The organism is Tessaracoccus sp. SD287 (genome assembly GCF_017355265.1).
In the GTDB taxonomy this organism is placed as follows: Bacteria; Actinomycetota; Actinomycetes; order Propionibacteriales; family Propionibacteriaceae; genus Aestuariimicrobium.
Genome location: NZ_JADIJQ010000020.1, coordinates 21,590 through 38,418 on the forward strand (window position 1 = coordinate 21,590; position 16,829 = coordinate 38,418).

General features: G+C 68.4%; 17 protein-coding genes and 1 pseudogene. 8 read left to right on the top strand and 10 right to left on the bottom strand.

Annotated features, from left to right (window positions below; translation table 11 throughout):
- Positions 1-60 precede the first annotated feature (60 nt).
- Genes IPV09_RS09295 through IPV09_RS09305 form a run of 3 tightly spaced genes read left to right on the top strand, consistent with a single transcriptional unit; the run spans position 61 to position 1,912 of the window.
- Positions 61-1,287: a PspC domain-containing protein gene (locus tag IPV09_RS09295; RefSeq protein WP_207474963.1), complete on the top strand. Its 1,227-nt coding sequence runs from the start codon at positions 61-63 to the stop codon at positions 1,285-1,287.
- On the top strand, positions 1,284-1,490 hold the full coding sequence (locus tag IPV09_RS09300; RefSeq protein WP_207474964.1) for a hypothetical protein: 207 nt from the start codon (positions 1,284-1,286) through the stop codon (positions 1,488-1,490). Before IPV09_RS09295 ends, IPV09_RS09300 begins: the two co-directional genes overlap by 4 nt.
- A gap of 8 nt (positions 1,491-1,498) precedes the next feature.
- Positions 1,499-1,912 (top strand): PspC domain-containing protein, encoded by a 414-nt coding sequence (locus IPV09_RS09305; protein WP_242681432.1) that lies wholly within the window; start codon positions 1,499-1,501, stop codon positions 1,910-1,912.
- Between the two features lie 60 nt (positions 1,913-1,972).
- Here the strand turns inward: IPV09_RS09305 and guaA are convergent, their stop codons facing one another.
- Positions 1,973-3,538 carry a glutamine-hydrolyzing GMP synthase gene (guaA, locus tag IPV09_RS09310; protein ID WP_207474988.1) on the bottom strand — a complete coding sequence of 522 codons (1,566 nt, stop codon included), beginning with the start codon at positions 3,536-3,538 and terminating at the stop codon, positions 1,973-1,975.
- A 148-nt stretch (positions 3,539-3,686) separates the two neighbouring features.
- Between guaA and cysK the strand changes: the two genes are divergently transcribed.
- The 3 genes from cysK to IPV09_RS09325 all read left to right on the top strand — a co-directional run bounded on the left by cysK (position 3,687) and on the right by IPV09_RS09325 (position 6,254).
- Complete coding sequence (gene cysK, locus IPV09_RS09315) at positions 3,687-4,616, top strand: cysteine synthase A (RefSeq protein ID WP_207474965.1); 930 nt, start codon at positions 3,687-3,689, stop codon at positions 4,614-4,616.
- Between the two features lie 5 nt (positions 4,617-4,621).
- Positions 4,622-5,212: a serine O-acetyltransferase gene (gene cysE, locus IPV09_RS09320; protein WP_207474966.1), complete on the top strand. Its 591-nt coding sequence runs from the start codon at positions 4,622-4,624 to the stop codon at positions 5,210-5,212.
- Between the two features lie 169 nt (positions 5,213-5,381).
- The gene (locus tag IPV09_RS09325) at positions 5,382-6,254 is read left to right on the top strand and encodes an endonuclease domain-containing protein (protein WP_207474967.1); all 873 of its coding nucleotides are present in this window, start codon (positions 5,382-5,384) and stop codon (positions 6,252-6,254) included.
- 73 nt (positions 6,255-6,327) lie between these two features.
- Here the strand turns inward: IPV09_RS09325 and IPV09_RS09330 are convergent, their stop codons facing one another.
- The 4 genes from IPV09_RS09330 to IPV09_RS09345 all read right to left on the bottom strand — a co-directional run bounded on the left by IPV09_RS09330 (position 6,328) and on the right by IPV09_RS09345 (position 10,053).
- Positions 6,328-6,669: a chorismate mutase gene (locus tag IPV09_RS09330; protein ID WP_207474968.1), complete on the bottom strand. Its 342-nt coding sequence runs from the start codon at positions 6,667-6,669 to the stop codon at positions 6,328-6,330.
- Positions 6,669-7,769: a GuaB3 family IMP dehydrogenase-related protein gene (locus IPV09_RS09335; RefSeq protein ID WP_207474969.1), complete on the bottom strand. Its 1,101-nt coding sequence runs from the start codon at positions 7,767-7,769 to the stop codon at positions 6,669-6,671. The genes IPV09_RS09330 and IPV09_RS09335 overlap by 1 nt, the downstream gene beginning before the upstream one ends.
- A 12-nt stretch (positions 7,770-7,781) precedes the next feature.
- Entirely contained in the window at positions 7,782-9,299 is a 1,518-nt protein-coding gene (guaB, locus tag IPV09_RS09340) for an IMP dehydrogenase (protein ID WP_207474970.1), read from the bottom strand.
- Between the two features lie 127 nt (positions 9,300-9,426).
- A complete protein-coding gene (locus tag IPV09_RS09345; RefSeq protein ID WP_207474971.1) occupies positions 9,427-10,053 on the bottom strand; it encodes a DUF5701 family protein in 627 nt (208 codons plus the stop codon).
- A gap of 89 nt (positions 10,054-10,142) precedes the next feature.
- Between IPV09_RS09345 and IPV09_RS09350 the strand changes: the two genes are divergently transcribed.
- Both IPV09_RS09350 and IPV09_RS09355 read left to right on the top strand, forming a co-directional pair.
- Positions 10,143-11,225 (top strand): branched-chain amino acid aminotransferase, encoded by a 1,083-nt coding sequence (locus IPV09_RS09350; RefSeq protein ID WP_207474972.1) that lies wholly within the window; start codon positions 10,143-10,145, stop codon positions 11,223-11,225.
- A gap of 26 nt (positions 11,226-11,251) precedes the next feature.
- Complete coding sequence (locus tag IPV09_RS09355; protein ID WP_207474973.1) at positions 11,252-12,064, top strand: hypothetical protein; 813 nt, start codon at positions 11,252-11,254, stop codon at positions 12,062-12,064.
- Between the two features lie 75 nt (positions 12,065-12,139).
- Here the strand turns inward: IPV09_RS09355 and groL are convergent, their stop codons facing one another.
- The 5 genes and pseudogenes from groL to IPV09_RS09380 form a co-directional block, all read right to left on the bottom strand.
- Positions 12,140-13,723, bottom strand: a complete 1,584-nt coding sequence (gene groL, locus IPV09_RS09360; RefSeq protein WP_207474974.1) for a chaperonin GroEL — start codon at positions 13,721-13,723, stop codon at positions 12,140-12,142.
- A gap of 13 nt (positions 13,724-13,736) precedes the next feature.
- On the bottom strand, positions 13,737-14,033 hold the full coding sequence (gene groES, locus IPV09_RS09365; protein ID WP_207474975.1) for a co-chaperone GroES: 297 nt from the start codon (positions 14,031-14,033) through the stop codon (positions 13,737-13,739).
- A 194-nt stretch (positions 14,034-14,227) separates the two neighbouring features.
- Positions 14,228-15,421: a methyltransferase domain-containing protein gene (locus IPV09_RS09370; protein WP_207474976.1), complete on the bottom strand. Its 1,194-nt coding sequence runs from the start codon at positions 15,419-15,421 to the stop codon at positions 14,228-14,230.
- 74 nt (positions 15,422-15,495) lie between these two features.
- Positions 15,496-15,993, bottom strand: a pseudogene (locus IPV09_RS09375) (NUDIX domain-containing protein); the annotation flags it as partial.
- Between the two features lie 6 nt (positions 15,994-15,999).
- Positions 16,000-16,809, bottom strand: a complete 810-nt coding sequence (locus IPV09_RS09380; protein ID WP_207474978.1) for a rhomboid family intramembrane serine protease — start codon at positions 16,807-16,809, stop codon at positions 16,000-16,002.
- Positions 16,810-16,829: the final 20 nt, after the last annotated feature.

Genomic DNA, 16,829 nt, shown 5'->3' on the forward strand with positions numbered 1-16,829 from the left:
AGGTGTGGTTCAGGGTCGATCCCGATGACGAATTCGTCCTCCGGCCGCAATGATGGATCCATGACCCAGCCTGTCCGGACGCGACCTGTCCCTCAGCCGCGGCCCAGCAACGTCCCCGATGGTGTGCTCACCACGGTGCGTCGCCAGGACCGCCTGATCGCCGGCGTCTGTTCAGGTCTGGCCGTTCGCTACAACGTCGACCCCCTGCTGGTGCGGGTCGCCTTCGTCCTGCTCGGCCTGTCGCTGGGCATCGGCCTGGTCCTGTACGCCTTCTGCGCCGTCTGGATGGTCGAGGAGGGCTCCAGCGAACCGCTGATCCACCAGCAGGTGCCCAGTTCACGGAACTGGACCTGGCTGTGGGTGATGGTCGGACTGGTGGTGGCGTGCATCGTGGTGATGGTGACCATCGGCGGCCTGGTGCCGTTCGGTCCGATGCCGGCGGTCATCCTGCTGGGCGTGTGGCTGTGGGCGCGCCATGTGCGGGCCAGGGCCGAGAACCGACCGATGGTCTACTTCCCCGCGCAGACCCCCCACCAGCAGCAGCCCCAGACCCACTTCGACGCGGCCTCGATGGCGTGGCGCTCCCGCCTGGAGTCCGTCTACCTCAGCAACGACCCGCTGCCCCCTGCACCGCCGCAACCATTGCCGGTGGTCGACCTGTACGGCGTCCAGCCCGAACCAGAACCGGCCGCAGTACCCACGGGTCGGCGGGCCACGCGTTCCTCGTGGTTGGCCACCCTCGCGATGTGGCTGCTGGCCGCCGCCGCCTTCAGTGGGGTCCACCTGCTGGCCCCCGAGGGGGCGTACCGCTGGATGCTGCCGGCGGCCGCGGCCCTGGGGGTGATCGCTCTGTTCCTGGTGGTCGGGTCCTTCACCCGCCGTCCCCATCTGGGCGTCCTGTCCGGGTTGCTGGTGGCGGTGACGATGTTCTCGTCACTGGCCGCGCCCCATCTGGAGCCGGCGGGTCCCGCAGGCACCCACGTCTACAGCGCCGCGGCCGCGGTCCCCGACCACCTCGACATCCGTTACCGCTCCACCACCCTCGACTTCTCCCAGGTCGAGCTGACCGGGGACCAGACGCTGGTCCTGAACGTGACAGGATCCTCGGTCACGCTGAAACCCAGCGCCAGCACCGTCATTGAGTACCAGCTGGAGGGTGGCGTCCTGACCCACCAGGGCACCGACCACGGAGCGGCCGGGTCCGGCACCATCGACCTGCGCCAGGCCGGACAATCGACCCTGACCATCAAGGTCCGGGCCCGAGCAGCAGAGGTGGTTGTCCCATGACCACACCCACCCCCGCACGGCCTCGCACCGTCGACGCCAGTGCCCTGATCTGGGGACTCATCTTCCTCGCCGCGGCCACCCTCGGACTCGTCCGTGGCCTCGGTCAGCCCGTCAACTGGCAACTCGTCGGCATCCTGGCCCCCGTCGCGCTGATTGCCCTGGGCGTCCTCGGCCTCACACTCAACCGCTTCCAGACCCGTTAGGAATCACCATGTCACCCACCAAACACACTGCCATCAACTACGTAAAAGCCGGAGGCAAGCAGATGACCAGCAAGTACGTCCGCAGCAACGACAAGATGATCGCCGGTGTCTGCAGCATGATCGCCAAGCAGACCGGCATGGACGTCGGCCTGGTCCGGATCATCACCGCCGTCCTGGCGGTCGTGACCAGCGGCATCGCTCTGGTCGCCTACCTGATCGCCTGGGCGGTGCTGCCCGCCGAGGGCCAGACCACCACCCTGATGGACAAGGCGGTCAACGAGGGACAAAAGTTCTACGAGCAGCAGAAGGCCAAGAAGGCAGGCCAGCCGGGGGCACAGCCCGGGCCCGGGGCCCCGACCCCGTTCCAGCAGCCCCAGCACCGCACCAGCGAGCCCGACCCCTTCGACTTGTACGAGAAGTGACCTACCCCCACCTCGCACGCTGCTCGGCCCCGCACCCAGGTGCGGGGCCGAGTCAGGTGGTCACTCCCACTCGATGGTGCCCGGCGGCTTGCTGGTGATGTCCAGCACCACCCGGTTCACCTCACGGACCTCGTTGGTGATCCGGGTGCTGATCTTCTCCAGCACGTCGTAGGGCACCCGAGTCCAGTCGGCAGTCATGGCGTCCTCGCTGCTGACCGGGCGCAGCACGATCGGATGACCGTAGGTGCGACCGTCCCCCTGCACCCCGACGGAGCGGACGTCGGCGAGCAGCACCACGGGGCACTGCCAGATGTCGCGGTCGAGTCCGGCGGCGGTGAGTTCCTCACGGGCAATGGCGTCGGCCTCGCGCAACAGGTCGAGTCGTTCGGCGGTCACCTCACCGATGATCCTGATGCCGAGCCCGGGACCCGGGAACGGCTGGCGCCAGACCATCGAGTCGGGCAGCCCGAGTTCGCTGCCGACGGCACGCACCTCGTCCTTGAACAGGGTGCGCAACGGTTCGATGAGGCTGAACTGCAGGTCGTCGGGAAGGCCACCAACGTTGTGGTGGCTCTTGATGTTGGCCGCACCCTCGCCGCCACCGGACTCGACGACGTCGGGGTACAGGGTTCCCTGCACCAGGAAGTCGATGTCGCGGTCGTTGTTCAGGTCGCGGGCCACCTGCTCAAAGGTGCGGATGAACTCGCGGCCGATGATCTTGCGCTTGGTCTCGGGGTCGCTGACTCCGGCCAGCGCGCCCAGGAAACGCTCCCGCTCGTCGGCGACGACCAGGTCGACCCCGGTAATGGCCACGAAGTCCTTCTTGACCTGTTCGGCCTCACCCTTGCGCAGCAGCCCGTGGTCGACGAAGACGCAGGTCAACTGGTCACCGATGGCGCGCTGCACCAGGGCCGCCGCAACGGCCGAGTCGACGCCACCGGACAGGGCGCACAGTACCCGGCTGTGGCCGACGGCCTCACGGATCAGGGCCACCTGCTCATCGACGATACTGGCGCTGCTCCAGTTGGGCTCCAACCCCGCCAGGTCGTGCAGGAATGAGCGCAGCACCTGCTGACCGTGCTCGGAGTGCAGCACCTCGGGGTGCCACTGGACGCCGGCGAACTTGCGCACCGGATCCTCGAAGGCCGCCACGGGGGCGCCGGCGGAATGGGCCAGCGGACGGAAGCCCTCGGGGGCGCGGGAGACCGCGTCGCCGTGGCTCATCCACACATTGGCGGTGCTCGGCATGCCGGCCAGCAGGCAGCCCCCCTCGTCGACCGAGACGGCCGTGCGCCCGAACTCGCTGATGCCGGTCTTGGCCACCGCCCCGCCCAAGGCCTGGGTCATCGCCTGGAAGCCGTAGCAGATGCCCAGCACCGGTACACCGGCTTCGAACAGGGCGGGGTCGACCTGCGGGGCGTCCTCGACGTAGACCGACTGGGGGCCGCCGGACAGGATGATCGCCGACGGATTCCGGGCCAGGATACGCTCGACCGGCGCGGTGTGCGGCACCACCTCGGAGTACAGATTTGCCTCGCGGACGCGGCGGGCGATCAGCTGGGCGTACTGGGCACCGAAGTCGATGACCAGGACAGGGGCGTGCAGCGCCTCACCACCGGTGGGCATGGCGGCAGCAGCGGAGTTTTCGGACATGGGCCGAAGTCTAGGGCCCGCGTGCGGACCGCCGCATGTCGCTGCGGGCCGCCCACCGCAGCATTCGTCCCAGAATGCGGGATTTCGGAATATTTGGGCACGACGCGCGCTTGTCTCAGACATGACCATCTTCGAAAATGTCACCCACCTCGTCGGGCGCACGCCCCTGGTGAAGATCAACCGGCTGGTTGATGCCCCCGCCACCGTCGTCGCGAAGCTGGAGTTCTACAACCCGGCCAGTTCGGTCAAGGACCGCATCGGTGTGGCCATGGTCGACGCCGCCGAGGCCAGCGGCCAGTTGCAGCCGGGTGGCACCATCGTCGAGGCCACCTCGGGCAACACCGGTATCGCGTTGGCCTTCGTGGGCGCCGCGCGTGGCTACAAGGTCGTGCTGACCATGCCCGACACCATGTCGACCGAGCGTCGTGCCCTGCTCAAGGCCTACGGTGCCGAACTCGTCCTGACCCCCGGCGCCGAGGGCATGCGTGGCGCGGTCGCCAAGGCCGAGGAGATCGGCGCCCGCGACGGCGCCGTGCTGGTGCGCCAGTTCGACAACGAGGCCAACCCGGCCATCCACTACCAAACCACCGGCCCCGAGATCTGGGACGACTCCGAGGGCAGCGTCGACATCCTGGTCGCGGGCGTCGGCACCGGCGGCACCATCAGCGGCGCCGGCAAGTACCTCAAGGAGAAGAACCCCGAGGTGAAGGTGATCGCCGTGGAGCCTGCCGAGTCGGCGATCCTGTCCGGCGGCACCCCCGGACCCCACAAGATCCAGGGCATTGGCGCCAACTTCGTGCCGAAGAACTACGACGCCTCGGTGGTCGACGAGGTCGTCACCGTGACCAGCGAGGACGCCCTGTCCACCGCCCGCGACGCCGCCACCCAGGAGGGGCTGCTGGTCGGCATCTCGTCGGGCGCCGCCCTGAAGGCAGCCGCCGAGGTGGCCGCCCGCCCCGAGAACGCCGGCAAGACCATCGTGGTGATCATCCCGAGCTTCGGTGAGCGCTACCTGTCCAGCGTGCTGTTCAAGCACCTGCAGGAGTCCTGACCGCGATGGCACCACTCAGGGCCGGGCTGGCCCACGGAATCGGCCACATGCGAGAGGACCTCGATGCGGCCATGCGCAGCGATCCGGCGGCGAACTCCCGGGTGGAGGTGGCGCTGTTGTACTCCGGCGTGCACGCCATCTGGGGTCACCGTCTGGCCCACGCGCTGTGGAATACCAGCCCGGCCCTGAAGCCCGTCGCGCGCGGACTGAGCCAGCTCGTCCGGTTCCTGACCGGCATCGAGATCCACCCCGGGGCCACCATCGGGCGCCGATTCTTCATTGACCACGGCATGGGCGTGGTGATCGGTGAGACCGCCATCGTCGGTGACGACGTGATGCTGTACCACCAGGTCACCCTGGGCGGACGCAGCCTCGAGAAGGGCAAGCGGCATCCCACCCTGGAGGACCGGGTGCTCGTCGGCGCCGGCGCCAAGATCATCGGCAACATCACCATTGGGGCCGACGCCAAGATCGGCTCCAACGCGCTGGTAGTCAAGGACGTTGCCGCCGGGTCGGTGGTCGTGGCGGCCCCGGCCGTCAGCAAGTCCGCGCCCGTGCCCGACGACCTCTACGGCGACTGGAGCAGTCAGCTCTGAAGATCTGACAAAGAAGTACCCAGCGGACCGGTCAGGCGGCCCAACATTCGATTTCGGCCATTGGCTCCTTGTTTCTCGGATCGGATGACGCCCACGTCAGTCAGACTGCCTGTGGATGACTCGAGTCCGGTGCCGACAAGTGATCCTGCAAAGCGTCAGCATGAGCATCATGTGGAGCACACTGCCGTTGTCGGCGCTGAAGATTCGCCTGCAGGTCTGCAGCCGTCGTGACCTGCTCGCGGCAGGTCACACTGACCATCACATCCGGAAGTTGGTCGCAACCAACTCTGTGCGTCGACTTGGCAAGCACTGGTTCGGCACGGAGCGGACCCCGTCGCCAGTGGCCGCGGCGCTGCGACGCAATCATCGCCTCACCTGTGTCTCTGCCCTGGCCATTCACGGGGTCTACGTCCCGGACGCGCCGTGGGCCCACGAAGTCGGCCGTCAGTGCTCGTGCACGTCGGTCGAGGGCATCATCGAACACAGCCCGTTGCGCAGTTGGCCCGATGACGAGCCACTGACCTCGGTCCGGATGGCACTGCAGCATGCAGTGACCTGCCTCGATGCCGAATGGGCCGCCATCGTGATGGAGTCGGCGCTCAACAGCCAGCTCATCCGCGCTTCGGAGCCTGCCGAGCTCATCGAACACGTCTCGCTGAAGAAGCAACGCGCGATCGGCACCATTGACGGGCGGGCCATGTCCGGCACTGAGACGCGAGTCCGACGGTTCATGCAGAGCCTGGGTGTGCAGGTCGTCCCGCAGTACGAGGTGGCCGGGGTTGGCCGGGTGGACATGCTGGTGGGTGAGCGACTGGTGCTGGAATGTGATTCGCGGGGACACCACACGGGCCACCAGAACTACTCAGCCGACCGGCGTCGCGACCAGAAACTGACGCAATTGGGTTTCCAGGTCGTGCGGCTCACCCATGCTGACGTCATGCAGAACTGGGACCAGACCCAACACTTGCTGCGCGCCTTGATAGCAGCGGGCGTGCATCGACGTCAGCAGCGGCGAGGTCGCGCCGAGCCGACAAAGAAGTAGCCCACGGCCGCGCTGCGGGCCTCAACACCCGATCTGAGTCGCTGGCTCCTTCTTTGTCGGATCGCACAACGGTTCAGGCGTGCTCGCGGGCAATCTGCTCGTGGTGGCGAACCACCTCGGTGACGATGAACGTCAAGAACTTCTCCGCGAACTCCGGGTCGAGCTGGGCGTCAGCCGCCAGCGCCCGCAGCCGCTCGATCTGGCGCTGCTCGCGGGTGGGGTCGGCCGCCGGCAGTCCGCCGCGGGCCTTCAGCTCCCCCACCTGACGGGTCACCTTGAACCGCTCGGCGAGCAGGTGCACCAGCGCGGCGTCCAGGTTGTCGATGCTGCCCCGCAACTCCCCCAGCCGCACCATGACCGCGTCCTGCTGGGCAAGCTGCGGCTCCGGTGGCTGCGGGGACGAACCGGCCGCCATCAGTGCACCACGATCTCGATGCGCTGGAAGGACTTCACGTCGGTGTAGCCGGTGATGGCCATGGAGCGGCGCAGCGCACCGGTCAGGTTCATCGAGCCGTCGGAGGTGTGCGAAGGGCCGACCAGGATCTCGGCCAGGCTGCCGACCTGCTCGAAGTGCACCCTGGCCCCCCGCGGCAGCGACGCGTGCCACGCCTCCGCGCCCCAGTGCCATCCCCGACCGGGGGCCTCGGTGGCCCGCGCCAACGGTGCCCCGACCATGACCGCGTCAGCCCCACAGGCGATCGCCTTGGCAATGTCACCGGAACGGCCGACCGAACCGTCGGCGATGACCTGGACGTAGCGGCCACCCGACTCGTCCATGTAGTCGCGGCGGGCCTCGGCGACGTCGGCGATGGCGGTGGCCATCGGCACCTCCAGTCCCAGCACCTCACGACTGGAGTGGGCAGCGCCACCGCCGAAGCCGACCAGCACCCCGGCGGCGCCGGTGCGCATCAGGTGCATGGCGGTGCGGTAGTTCGCGCAGCCGCCGACGATGACGGGCACGTCGAGCTGGTGGATGAACTTCTTCAGGTTCAGCGGCTCGACGGCGTCCGAGACGTGCTCAGCCGAGACGGCCGTGCCCCGGATCACGAAGAAGTCCGGCTGGCTGGCCACGACGTGCTCGCCGAACTCCTGGGTGTTCTGCGGCGACAGCGCGCCGGCGACCGGCACCCCCGCGTCGCGGATCTCGTCCATCCGGGCCCGGATCAGGTCGGGCTGGATGGGCGCGGAGTAGACCTGCTGCAGACGTGCCGTCGAGTCGGCGGCGTCGCAGTCGGCGAGCTCGGCCAGGATCGGTTCGGGGTCCTCGTAGCGGGTCCACAGGCCCTCGAGGTTGAGCACGCCCAGACCGCCCAGACGCCCGACCTCGATGACGGTGGCGGGCGACATGATGGAGTCCATCGGCGCAGCCAGGATCGGGAACTCCAGTTGCACGGCGTCGATCTTCCAGCTCAGGTCGACCTGCTCCTCGCCGCGGGTGCGGCGACTCGGGATGATCGCCACGTCGTCAAGGCTGAAGGCCCGCTCTGCTCGCTTGCTGCGTCCAATGTCGTACATGTGTCCTCCGGCTCAGCGCACGTAGTTGGGTGCGTCGGCGATGTTCGCGACGTCGTGGGGGTGGGACTCCTTGAGCCCCGCGGGGGTGATGCGGACGAACTGGCCGTTGCGCTGCAACTCGGGCACCGTGCGAGCGCCCGCGTAGAACATGGACTGGTGCAACCCGCCCACGAGCTGGTGCACCACCTGGCCGACGGGGCCACGATAGAGCACCGTGCCCTCGATGCCCTCGGGGATCAGTTCGTCGTCGCTGGCCACGTCGGCCTGGAAGTAGCGGTCCCTGGAGTAGGACTTCTTGCCGCGGCTGCTCATCGCGCCCAGCGAACCCATGCCGCGGTACTGCTTGTACTGCTTGCCGGCGATGAAGACCGTCTCACCGGGGCTCTCCTCCGAACCTGCCAGCAGCGAGCCCACCATCACCGTCGACGCCCCGGCCACCAGGGCCTTGGCAATGTCGCCGGAGTACTGCAGGCCGCCGTCGGCGATCACCGGGACCCCCGCCGGGGCGCACGCCTGGGCCGCCTCGTAGACAGCCGTCACCTGCGGCACGCCCACACCGGCCACCACGCGGGTCGTGCAGATGGAACCGGGCCCGACGCCGACCTTGACGGCATCGACGCCGGCCTCGACCAGGGCGGCCGCGCCGGCACGGGTGGCAACGTTGCCGCCGATGATCTGGACGCGGCTGGCGGCAGGGTCGGCCTTGAGCCGGCGGATCATGTCGAGCAGCAGCTTGGCATGGCCATGGGCGGTGTCGACCACCAGCACGTCCACGCCCGCCTCGATCAGGTGCATGGCCCGGTCCCAGGAGTCGCCGAAGTAGCCGACGGCAGCGCCCACCATCAGCCGACCCTGGTCGTCCTTGGAGGCGTCGGGGAACTGTTCGGACTTCACGAAGTCCTTGACGGTGATCAGCCCGGTCAGCGTGTTGTCGGCGTCGACCAGGGGCAGCCGCTCACGCTTGTTGCGGCGCAGGATCTCGGTCGCCTCGGCGCGGCTGATGTCGCTCGGTGCGGTGAACAGCGGCGAGGAGGTCATCACGTCACGCACCCGCGTGGTGGTCCACTCCTCGACGGGGGTGAACCGCAGGTCGCGGTTGGTGCAGATGCCGAGCAGGTGGTTCTGCTCGTCGACCACCGGCACACCAGAGATCCGGAACTGCCCGCACAGGGCGTCCAGTTCCTCGAGGGTGGCATCTGGGCCGATGGTGACCGGGTTGCTGATCCGGCCGGTCTGGGTGCGCTTGACCAGGTCGACTTGGTAGGCCTGGTCCTCGGCCGACAGGTTCCGGTGCAGGATGCCGAGACCGCCGAGGCGGGCCATGGCGATCGCCATCCGGGATTCGGTGACGGTGTCCATGGCCGCGGAGATCAGCGGGATGTGCAGCGACAGCTCGCGGGTCAGCCGGGTGCTGGTGTCGACCTCGGAGGGGATGACGTCGGTCTCGCCCGGAAGGAGGAGCACATCGTCGTAGGTCAGCCCGAGGGCCTGGAACTTGGGGGGTACTCCTGCACCGGTGAGCTCGTCCACGCGTCTGCCTTTCGATCGACCGAGGCCCAAGTCTATCGACCCGAACACGGGACGCTGCAGTCGTGGCGGGCGTGGGACGCCCCCACTCGTCGGACGAGCACTCACAGGCGGTGCGTCGGGATGAGCTTCAGGCCTTGCAGGAGGCGAAACCGAGCCAGCTGTGACGATTGTTGTGCCAGCACCAGCCCACCTTCGGGGCGTCGGTGTTCTCAGCCCCGTCCCGGCCGGTGCCGCCGCTGATCCAGATGGCCGGCGTCCGAGCGTCCCACCCGGTGCCGTTGGCTCGGCGCTTGCGTGAGCCGATGGTCATGAAGCAGTGGTTCTGTTGCAATTGGTCGGGTTCCTGGAGCAGCCAGGAGATGCCCTCACTGACTGTCAACGGCCGTCGCCCCGCACCGGTGATGACCGGGAGCGCCTCGGCGGGACTCCGGTCGCGCAGTTCGTCACCGCGTGCAACAGCGTCAATGACGTAGAGCCCGGCCTCGGGCACCACCACCCCATCGATGGGGGTGAAGTCGGCCAGGTCGGTCATGTCGGTGACGACGAAGCCGGGCTTGCCGTGACGTTCCAGCTTGGTCGCCAGGTCGGCAGCCGCTACCAGTGCGGGGTGCACCACCAGCAGTGGGGTGGTGGCGCCCGGAGCGGCGACAGCCGCGGTGTGGACCAACTGCCTGAAATCGTCGGCGCCCAGCCCCGCCAGTCCTGCCACCCCTTGTTCAATCAGTTTCTCGCCCTGTTCAACAACCCCGGACACTGTCGACTCCTTTCGCAGATCATTCTCAGCGCCTGCCGAAGCGGGCGTATTCCCCCGTCGGATCGACCCCTCGATAGTGTGGCTTCACCATGACGACGTTCACGATTGACCAAGTTCCGGGCCGCAGCGCGGCAGAGCGTGAGGCCCTGCTGGCCTCCCCCGGCTTCGGCAGCACCTTCAGTGACCACATGAGCCTGGTCGACTGGGACCCCGAGCGCGGCTGGCACGACCACCGCGTCAGCGCCTATGCGCCGTTCACACTGGACCCTGCGAGCGCCGTGTTCCACTATGCCCAGGAGGCCTTCGAGGGCCTGAAGGCCTACGCCCATGAGGACGGGTCAATCTGGCGGTTCCGTGCCGAGGTCAACGCCGCCCGGTTCCAGCGCAGCTGTCGTCGGCTGGGGCTGCCGGAGCTGTCGACCGAGGACTTCCTGGCCAGCGTCGACGAACTCGTCCGGGTCGACCGGGACTGGGTGCCGCGCGGTGCCGAGCAGAGCCTGTACCTGCGCCCGTTCATGTTCGCCCGCAGCCCGGCGCTGGCGGTCAAGCCGTCGACGAAGGTGACCTACGCGGTCATCGCCAGTCCCTCGGGCGCCTACTTCGGCGGCAGCGGGGTCGCACCCGTCGACATCTGGTTCACACGCACCTACAGCCGGTCGGCGCCCGGCGGCACCGGCTTCGCCAAGTGCGGGGGCAACTACGCCGCGTCCATGGTGGCCCAGCAGGAGGCCGAGGCCCACGGCTGCAGCCAGGTCGGGTTCGTGGACGCCACCGAGCACCACTGGGTGGAGGAGTTGGGCGGCATGAACCTGTTCGTGGTCACCCAGGACGGGGAACTGTGGACCCCGGAGTTGACCGACACCATCCTGGAGGGCGTCACCCGCGGGGCCATCCTGACCCTGGCGTCGGAGGCCGGCCTGGTCGTGCGGGAACGGCGGATCAGCCTGGACGAACTGTACGAGGGCATCGACTCCGGGCGCTTCGGCGAGGTCTTCGCCTGCGGCACCGCGGCCATCATCACCCCGGTGGCCTCATTGCGGGACGAGGACGGTGAGCACGTGGTGAGCGGGCGTCGTCCCGGGGCCACCACCCTGTCGCTGCGCCAGCAGTTGACCGACATCCAGTACGGCCTCACCGAGGACTGTCACGGCTGGATGCAGCGTATCGTCTGATCGACCGGCGCCTAGGGTGGACGCCGATGAACACCTTCACCGACTTTGACCCGTACGCCGAATCCGCCGTGGTGCTGGATCATCTGAGCGACGAGCAGCGGTTGCGCTACTTCGGCACCGCCGACGACGCCGAGGCGGCCCGGCAGTTGGTGGCCGAACGTGCCGCGGCGGGGCCGGTCGCACCCGGAGTGAACCCGGCGCCCACGCACCTGGCCGAGCACACCGAGGGCCTGCGGGTGCGGGCCGAGGCGACCCGGTCCTTTGACTGGCTGTTGAACGGCGTCCGCGTCGGCGCCCTCGGCTTCTGTGCGGTCTTCCTGGTCGGGGGCATCGCGGCGATGATCTGGGCCGGCGTTACCCAAGACGGGGACCGGACGTCGATGGGACTGACCGTCCTGTCGGTCATCGTGGGCGTCTCGATGGTGCTCGGATTCCTCGGCCTGATCGCCAACAGCCTGCTGACCCGGTTCGCCGAGAACCGCCGCCGCGCGGCCCAACTGGAGTGGGCCTCGCATCGTCCGGGCCAGTTCGGCCGGGGGCTCCCTGGCCTCAGCGGGAACACCTTCGTGGTGCCCGGTGGCGCCGCGCGAACGGGTCGACTGGCCGCCGGCCTGGTCACCCTGGGACTGTTCACCGGTGGCGCCGGCGCAGTGTTGGGCTACCTCGCCGTCCAGGAGGGCGACCTCACGCTCGTCGGGACCGGACTGCTGCTGGTGGTCCTCGGGCTGGGAGCGGCGTGGGTGGGCTGGAGGATTCCCGGCTGGGAGCGGCGACGCGATGCCCGAGACGCCGCCGAGTTCAGGGCCCTGGCATGGCGAGCACCGCGCGACGCCCGTTGAGGTGCCCCCACAATGCCGCTGGGGCTCCTTCCGAGTGGAAGGAGCCCCAGCGGTGTGACCAGGTTGGACCGAGGATCAGTCCTCGTGCTCGACCTTCTCGACGATCAACGTCTCGGTGGTGAGCAGCAGCGCAGCAATGGAGGCTGCGTTGGCCAGCGCCGACCGGGTGACCTTGACCGGGTCGATGACGCCCGACTCGAGCAGGTTCTCGTAGACGTTGGTCTTGCCGTTGTAGCCCTGGCCGGGCTCCAGTTCGGCGACCTTGGCCACGACCACGTATCCGGCCTCGCCGCCGTTCTCGGCGATCCAGCGCAGCGGCTCACGAATGGCCTTGGCGACGATGGTGACGCCAGTGCGCTCGTCACCCTCGAGACCCAGACCGTCGGCGAGCACCTTGCCAGCGTGGATGAGGGCAGAGCCGCCGCCGGCGACAATGCCTTCCTCGATGGCTGCACGAGTGGCCGAGACGGCGTCCTCGATGCGGTGCTTCTTCTCCTTGAGCTCCACCTCGGTGGCGGCGCCGACCTTGATCACGCAGACGCCGCCGGCGAGCTTGGCAACCCGCTCCTGCAGCTTCTCGCGGTCCCAGTCGGAATCGGTGCGCTCGATCTCGGCGCGCAGCTGTGCCACGCGGGCCGAGACCTCGTCATGCGAACCGGCACCGTCGACGATGGTGGTGTTGTCCTTGGTGACGACGACGCGACGAGCGCGGCCGAGCACCTCCAGACCCACCTGGTCGAGCTTGAGGCCGACCTCGGGGGCGACGACCTGACCACCGGTCAGGATCGCGATGTCCTCGAGCATGGCCTTGCGGCGGTCACCGAACGCGGGAGCCTTGACGGCCACCGAGGTGAACGCGCCACGGATCTTGTTCACGACCAGGGTCGACAGCGCCTCGCCGTCAACGTCCTCGGCCACGATGAACAGGGTGCCCTGGGCGCCGATGACCTTCTCCAGCAGCGGCAGCAATTCGTTCATCGACGAGATCTTGCCCGAGTGGACCAGCACGTAGGGGTCGTCCAGGACGGCCTCCATGCGGTCGGAGTCGGTGACCATGTAGGGCGACAGGTATCCCTTGTCGAACTGCATGCCCTCGGTGAACTCGAGCTCGGTGCCGAAGGTGTTCGACTCGTCGACGGTGATGACGCCGTCCTTGCCGACCTTGTCGAAGGCGTCGGCGATGAGCGAACCGATCTGCGCGTCACGCGAGCTGATCGTGGCCACGTTGGACATGTCCTCGGTGGTCTCGATGGCCCGCGACAGGTTGCGCAGTTCATCGATGACGGCGGTGACGGCCTGGTCGATGCCTCGCTTGAGACCGACCGGGTTCGCACCCGAGGCGACCGCACGCAGGCCCTCGTGGACCAGTGCCTGGGCCAGCACGGTGGCGGTGGTGGTGCCGTCGCCGGCAACATCGTTGGTCTTGGTGGCGACCTCCTTGGCGAGCTGCGCGCCAAGGTTCTCGTAGGGATCCTCAAGGTCGACTTCGCGGGCCACGGTGACGCCATCATTGGTGATGGTCGGGGCGCCGAACTTCTTGTCGAGGACGACGTAGCGTCCCTTGGGGCCGAGGGTCACCTTCACGGTGTTGGCGAGCACGTCGACGCCACGCTCGAGTGAGCGACGCGCCTCCTCGTCAAACTGAAGGGTCTTTGCCATGTGTACTGAGTCCTTACTTGGTGACGACGGCGAGGATGTCGCGGGCGTTCAGCAGCAGGTACTCGATGCCGTCGTACTTGACTTCGGTGCCGCCGTACTTGCTGAAGATCACCACGTCGCCCTCGGCAACGTCGAGGGGAATGCGGTTGCCGTTGTCGTCGACGCGACCGGGGCCGGTGGCGACGACCTTGCCCTCCTGGGGCTTCTCCTTGGCGGTCTCGGGGATGAAAAGGCCCGAGGCGGTGGTCTGCTCGGCGTCGAGAGGCTGAACGAGGACGCGGTCCTCGAGCGGCTTGATCGTGGATGCCACGTCAAACCCCTTTCTGTGTCTGTGTCTGCCGTGCGGCAGCTGAGTTTTCGAACAGGTGCCAGTGGGGGCGTCGTCGCGGTGCCGACCCCATCGGCGTTGGCACTCTCCAATGAAGAGTGCCAATGCCAAACCTATACCCGGGTTGGCACTCGATCAACCCGAGTGCCAGCGATCTGGACGTGGCACGCTGGGCGCTAGGCGACGGCGGCGCGTTCGACGTGGAGCGCCCGGACGTGGCCCTGCACCCGGGCGAGCACGAGGGTCGCCGTCTGTGTGCCCCTGGGTGCCAGGGTGCGGCGCAACTCAGCCGGGTCGGTGTCGAGCAGCCCACCACTACCCCGCTTCTTGATCTCGAGGGTGCCGACGTCGTGGCTGCGCACCCACTGCTTCAACGTCTTCGTCCGGGCCTCGAGCACCTCAATGACCCGGAAGCTGGTCATGAACGGCCCGTCCAGGGCTGCGTCGGAAGAGAAGTAGCCCGCCCCGACGTCGAGTTGGACGAGGTCGTCCGCCAGCGCCGTCACCAACTGGGCACGGCTGAGCGCGGGGTCGGGTTCGTGCACGAAGGCGGCCAGCGGCCCGAGCGGCGCGTCCCCGGGGTGGTCGCCGACCAGGGTGTGGACGACCCCCGCACGGTCGATCGCGACTGCCTCGATGGGCGCCAGGTCCGTGAAACCCGACCACAGGGTGGTCTCGACGGCGGCACCGGCATGGCTGACGTGGCTGGTGGGCACCGGCGGAAGGAGCCCGCGGTCAATGCCGGGGCCGAGCTTCACCACCATGGGACGCCCTGCGGCGACCAGGTCGGTGACGAAGGACCACGGCGGGCTGAGGTCCTCCAGTCGCCAGCTGCGGCCGCGTGCGGTGCGGCGGGCCGGGTCGACCAGGATGGCCGTGGTGTCGGGGGGCATCTCGGCCAGCAAGCCATCGAGCAGTGCGGTGGCATCGCCCTCGACCAGCCGGGCACCGGCGTCGGCCAGCGCCAGGTTGTGGCGGGCGCAGGCCGCGGTGTCCGGGTCGAGTTCGACGGCCACGACCTGCAGCCCGGCGTCCAGCGCGGCCAGCGCGTCGGCGCCGATGCCGCAGCCGAGATCGAGCAGGTGGGTGATGCCGGACGAGCGCAATCGGGCGAAGCGCCATCTCGACACCTCGGCGCGGGTGGCCTGTTCCATGCCGTCGGCGGTGAACATCAGGTTGTGGGCACGGTCACCGAACTTGGGGACGGCACGACGGCGCAGCGCTTCCTGGTGCAGGGCGGCAGTGGCCAGTTCCGGGCTGAACCGGGCACGCAGTCGGGTGGCCGCCTGGACCGACCTGGGATCGGGCTGCTCGGCGGCCAGCGCCAGGGCCGACTCTCCTTGCGGCCCGGTCAACAATGCGATGCTCATCCAGTGAGGTTAGCGCCCCGACCCGGCTCGGCCTGCTGCGTCGCTGTGCCCCGATCGTTGGGCGCCCAGCCCAGCAGGCTGACCGTCCAACTGGTGGGTTCGCCGTCCCGATAGGGCAGGACCCCGTGGAACTGGGGCACCGAGTCGTCGAAGACGAGCGGAATGAAATGTCGGTCACCGGCCCACATCGGCAACCGGTCGAGGTCGTCGATGCGTTCCCAAGTCAGCACGCCCTCCTCGTTCGCCGCCGGCACCTCGCCATTGAATCCGTCCACCACGCTGAATTCATCCACCACAAAGATGAACCCGAAGTGGTCGGAGCCGTCGCGTCCGAAACCGGGCCACGACACGGTGCCGCGCAGCCGCAGCGCGGTGGCCTCGATGCCGGCCTCCTCGCGCAGTTCTCGGCGGATGCAGGCCACCACGTCCTCGTCGCGTTCGACCTTGCCGCCAAGGCCGTTGTACTTGCCCAGCTGTTCGTCGTGACTGCGTGCCACCCGGTGGCACATCAGCACCCGCTCGCCGTCGGGGTGGCGGACGAAGGCGAGCGTGGTCAGGATCGGGGTGAGCACGCCCGCTCAGCCCTGCCGGCGCTGGCGCAGGGTCTGCAGTTCCCGCTTCTCGGCCTCGCTGAGGCTGTGGATGCCGCCGGCGTTGATCTTGTCGAGGAGTTGGTCGATGCGTTCGGCATCAGACGTGCGGCGGCGTTCCTGTCGGGCCGCCGTGCGTGACTGGCGGGGCGCTGCGGCGGAGGTGCGGACGCGACGTCGGCCCGGAATCCAGGCGTAGTCGCGCAACAGGCCGAGGCTTCGGGCCAGTACCGCGACCAGGACGAAGGACGCCAGCAGGCTGACCAGGCTGCCGATCGAGCGCACCGCGATCATGGTCAGCAGTTGCATGGCCACGATCACCAGGCCCACCACCCAGGCAGGGATGCCGAAGAAGAAGGGCCGCCGCGGGTTGTCGGCGATCCACAGCAGCAGCAACAGCAGCTGCACGGTGCCGAGCCCCAGCATGAACCCGCCGCCGAGCAGCAGTCCCACACCCAACGACAAGACGGTCAGGATCGCCCAGCAGCCGACGTAGAGCCAGGCCATCGACCGGCGTCCGATCTCGCGTTCCAGGTCGCCGCCGAAGTACCACACCATCACCAGGGTCAGCAGTGACCACAGCGAGACCTGGTCGAGCCACGGCCAGGTGACCACCCGCCACAGCTGGCCGTCCAGCACGGCGGTCGGGATGAAGGTGGCCAGCGCCCCCAGACCCGGCACGAAGGCGGCGAAGACGATGCCGAGCGCACCGAGCAGGACGACGGCGACGGTGCTGGTCACCTCGAGCCTGCCGAGGCGGAACCAACCGTCGGACGAGGAGATGCTGAACGAACTCACCCCCCAAGACTGCCAGACCG

What these genes read in the sequence shown, in the direction of transcription:
- IPV09_RS09350 (WP_207474972.1), top strand. Translation starts at nt 10,143, where the DNA reads ATGACGACGTTCACGATTGACCAAGTTCCGGGCCGCAGCGCGGCAGAG.
- IPV09_RS09300 (WP_207474964.1), top strand. Translation starts at nt 1,284, where the DNA reads ATGACCACACCCACCCCCGCACGGCCTCGCACCGTCGACGCCAGTGCC.
- IPV09_RS09305 (WP_242681432.1), top strand. Translation starts at nt 1,499, where the DNA reads ATGTCACCCACCAAACACACTGCCATCAACTACGTAAAAGCCGGAGGC.
- IPV09_RS09355 (WP_207474973.1), top strand. Translation starts at nt 11,252, where the DNA reads ATGAACACCTTCACCGACTTTGACCCGTACGCCGAATCCGCCGTGGTG.
- IPV09_RS09370 (WP_207474976.1), bottom strand. Translation starts at nt 15,421, where the DNA reads ATGAGCATCGCATTGTTGACCGGGCCGCAAGGAGAGTCGGCCCTGGCG.
- IPV09_RS09295 (WP_207474963.1), top strand. Translation starts at nt 61, where the DNA reads ATGACCCAGCCTGTCCGGACGCGACCTGTCCCTCAGCCGCGGCCCAGC.
- IPV09_RS09335 (WP_207474969.1), bottom strand. Translation starts at nt 7,769, where the DNA reads ATGTACGACATTGGACGCAGCAAGCGAGCAGAGCGGGCCTTCAGCCTT.
- cysE (WP_207474966.1), top strand. Translation starts at nt 4,622, where the DNA reads ATGGCACCACTCAGGGCCGGGCTGGCCCACGGAATCGGCCACATGCGA.
- IPV09_RS09325 (WP_207474967.1), top strand. Translation starts at nt 5,382, where the DNA reads ATGTGGAGCACACTGCCGTTGTCGGCGCTGAAGATTCGCCTGCAGGTC.
- groL (WP_207474974.1), bottom strand. Translation starts at nt 13,723, where the DNA reads ATGGCAAAGACCCTTCAGTTTGACGAGGAGGCGCGTCGCTCACTCGAG.
- cysK (WP_207474965.1), top strand. Translation starts at nt 3,687, where the DNA reads ATGACCATCTTCGAAAATGTCACCCACCTCGTCGGGCGCACGCCCCTG.
- IPV09_RS09330 (WP_207474968.1), bottom strand. Translation starts at nt 6,669, where the DNA reads ATGGCGGCCGGTTCGTCCCCGCAGCCACCGGAGCCGCAGCTTGCCCAG.
- guaA (WP_207474988.1), bottom strand. Translation starts at nt 3,538, where the DNA reads ATGCCCACCGGTGGTGAGGCGCTGCACGCCCCTGTCCTGGTCATCGAC.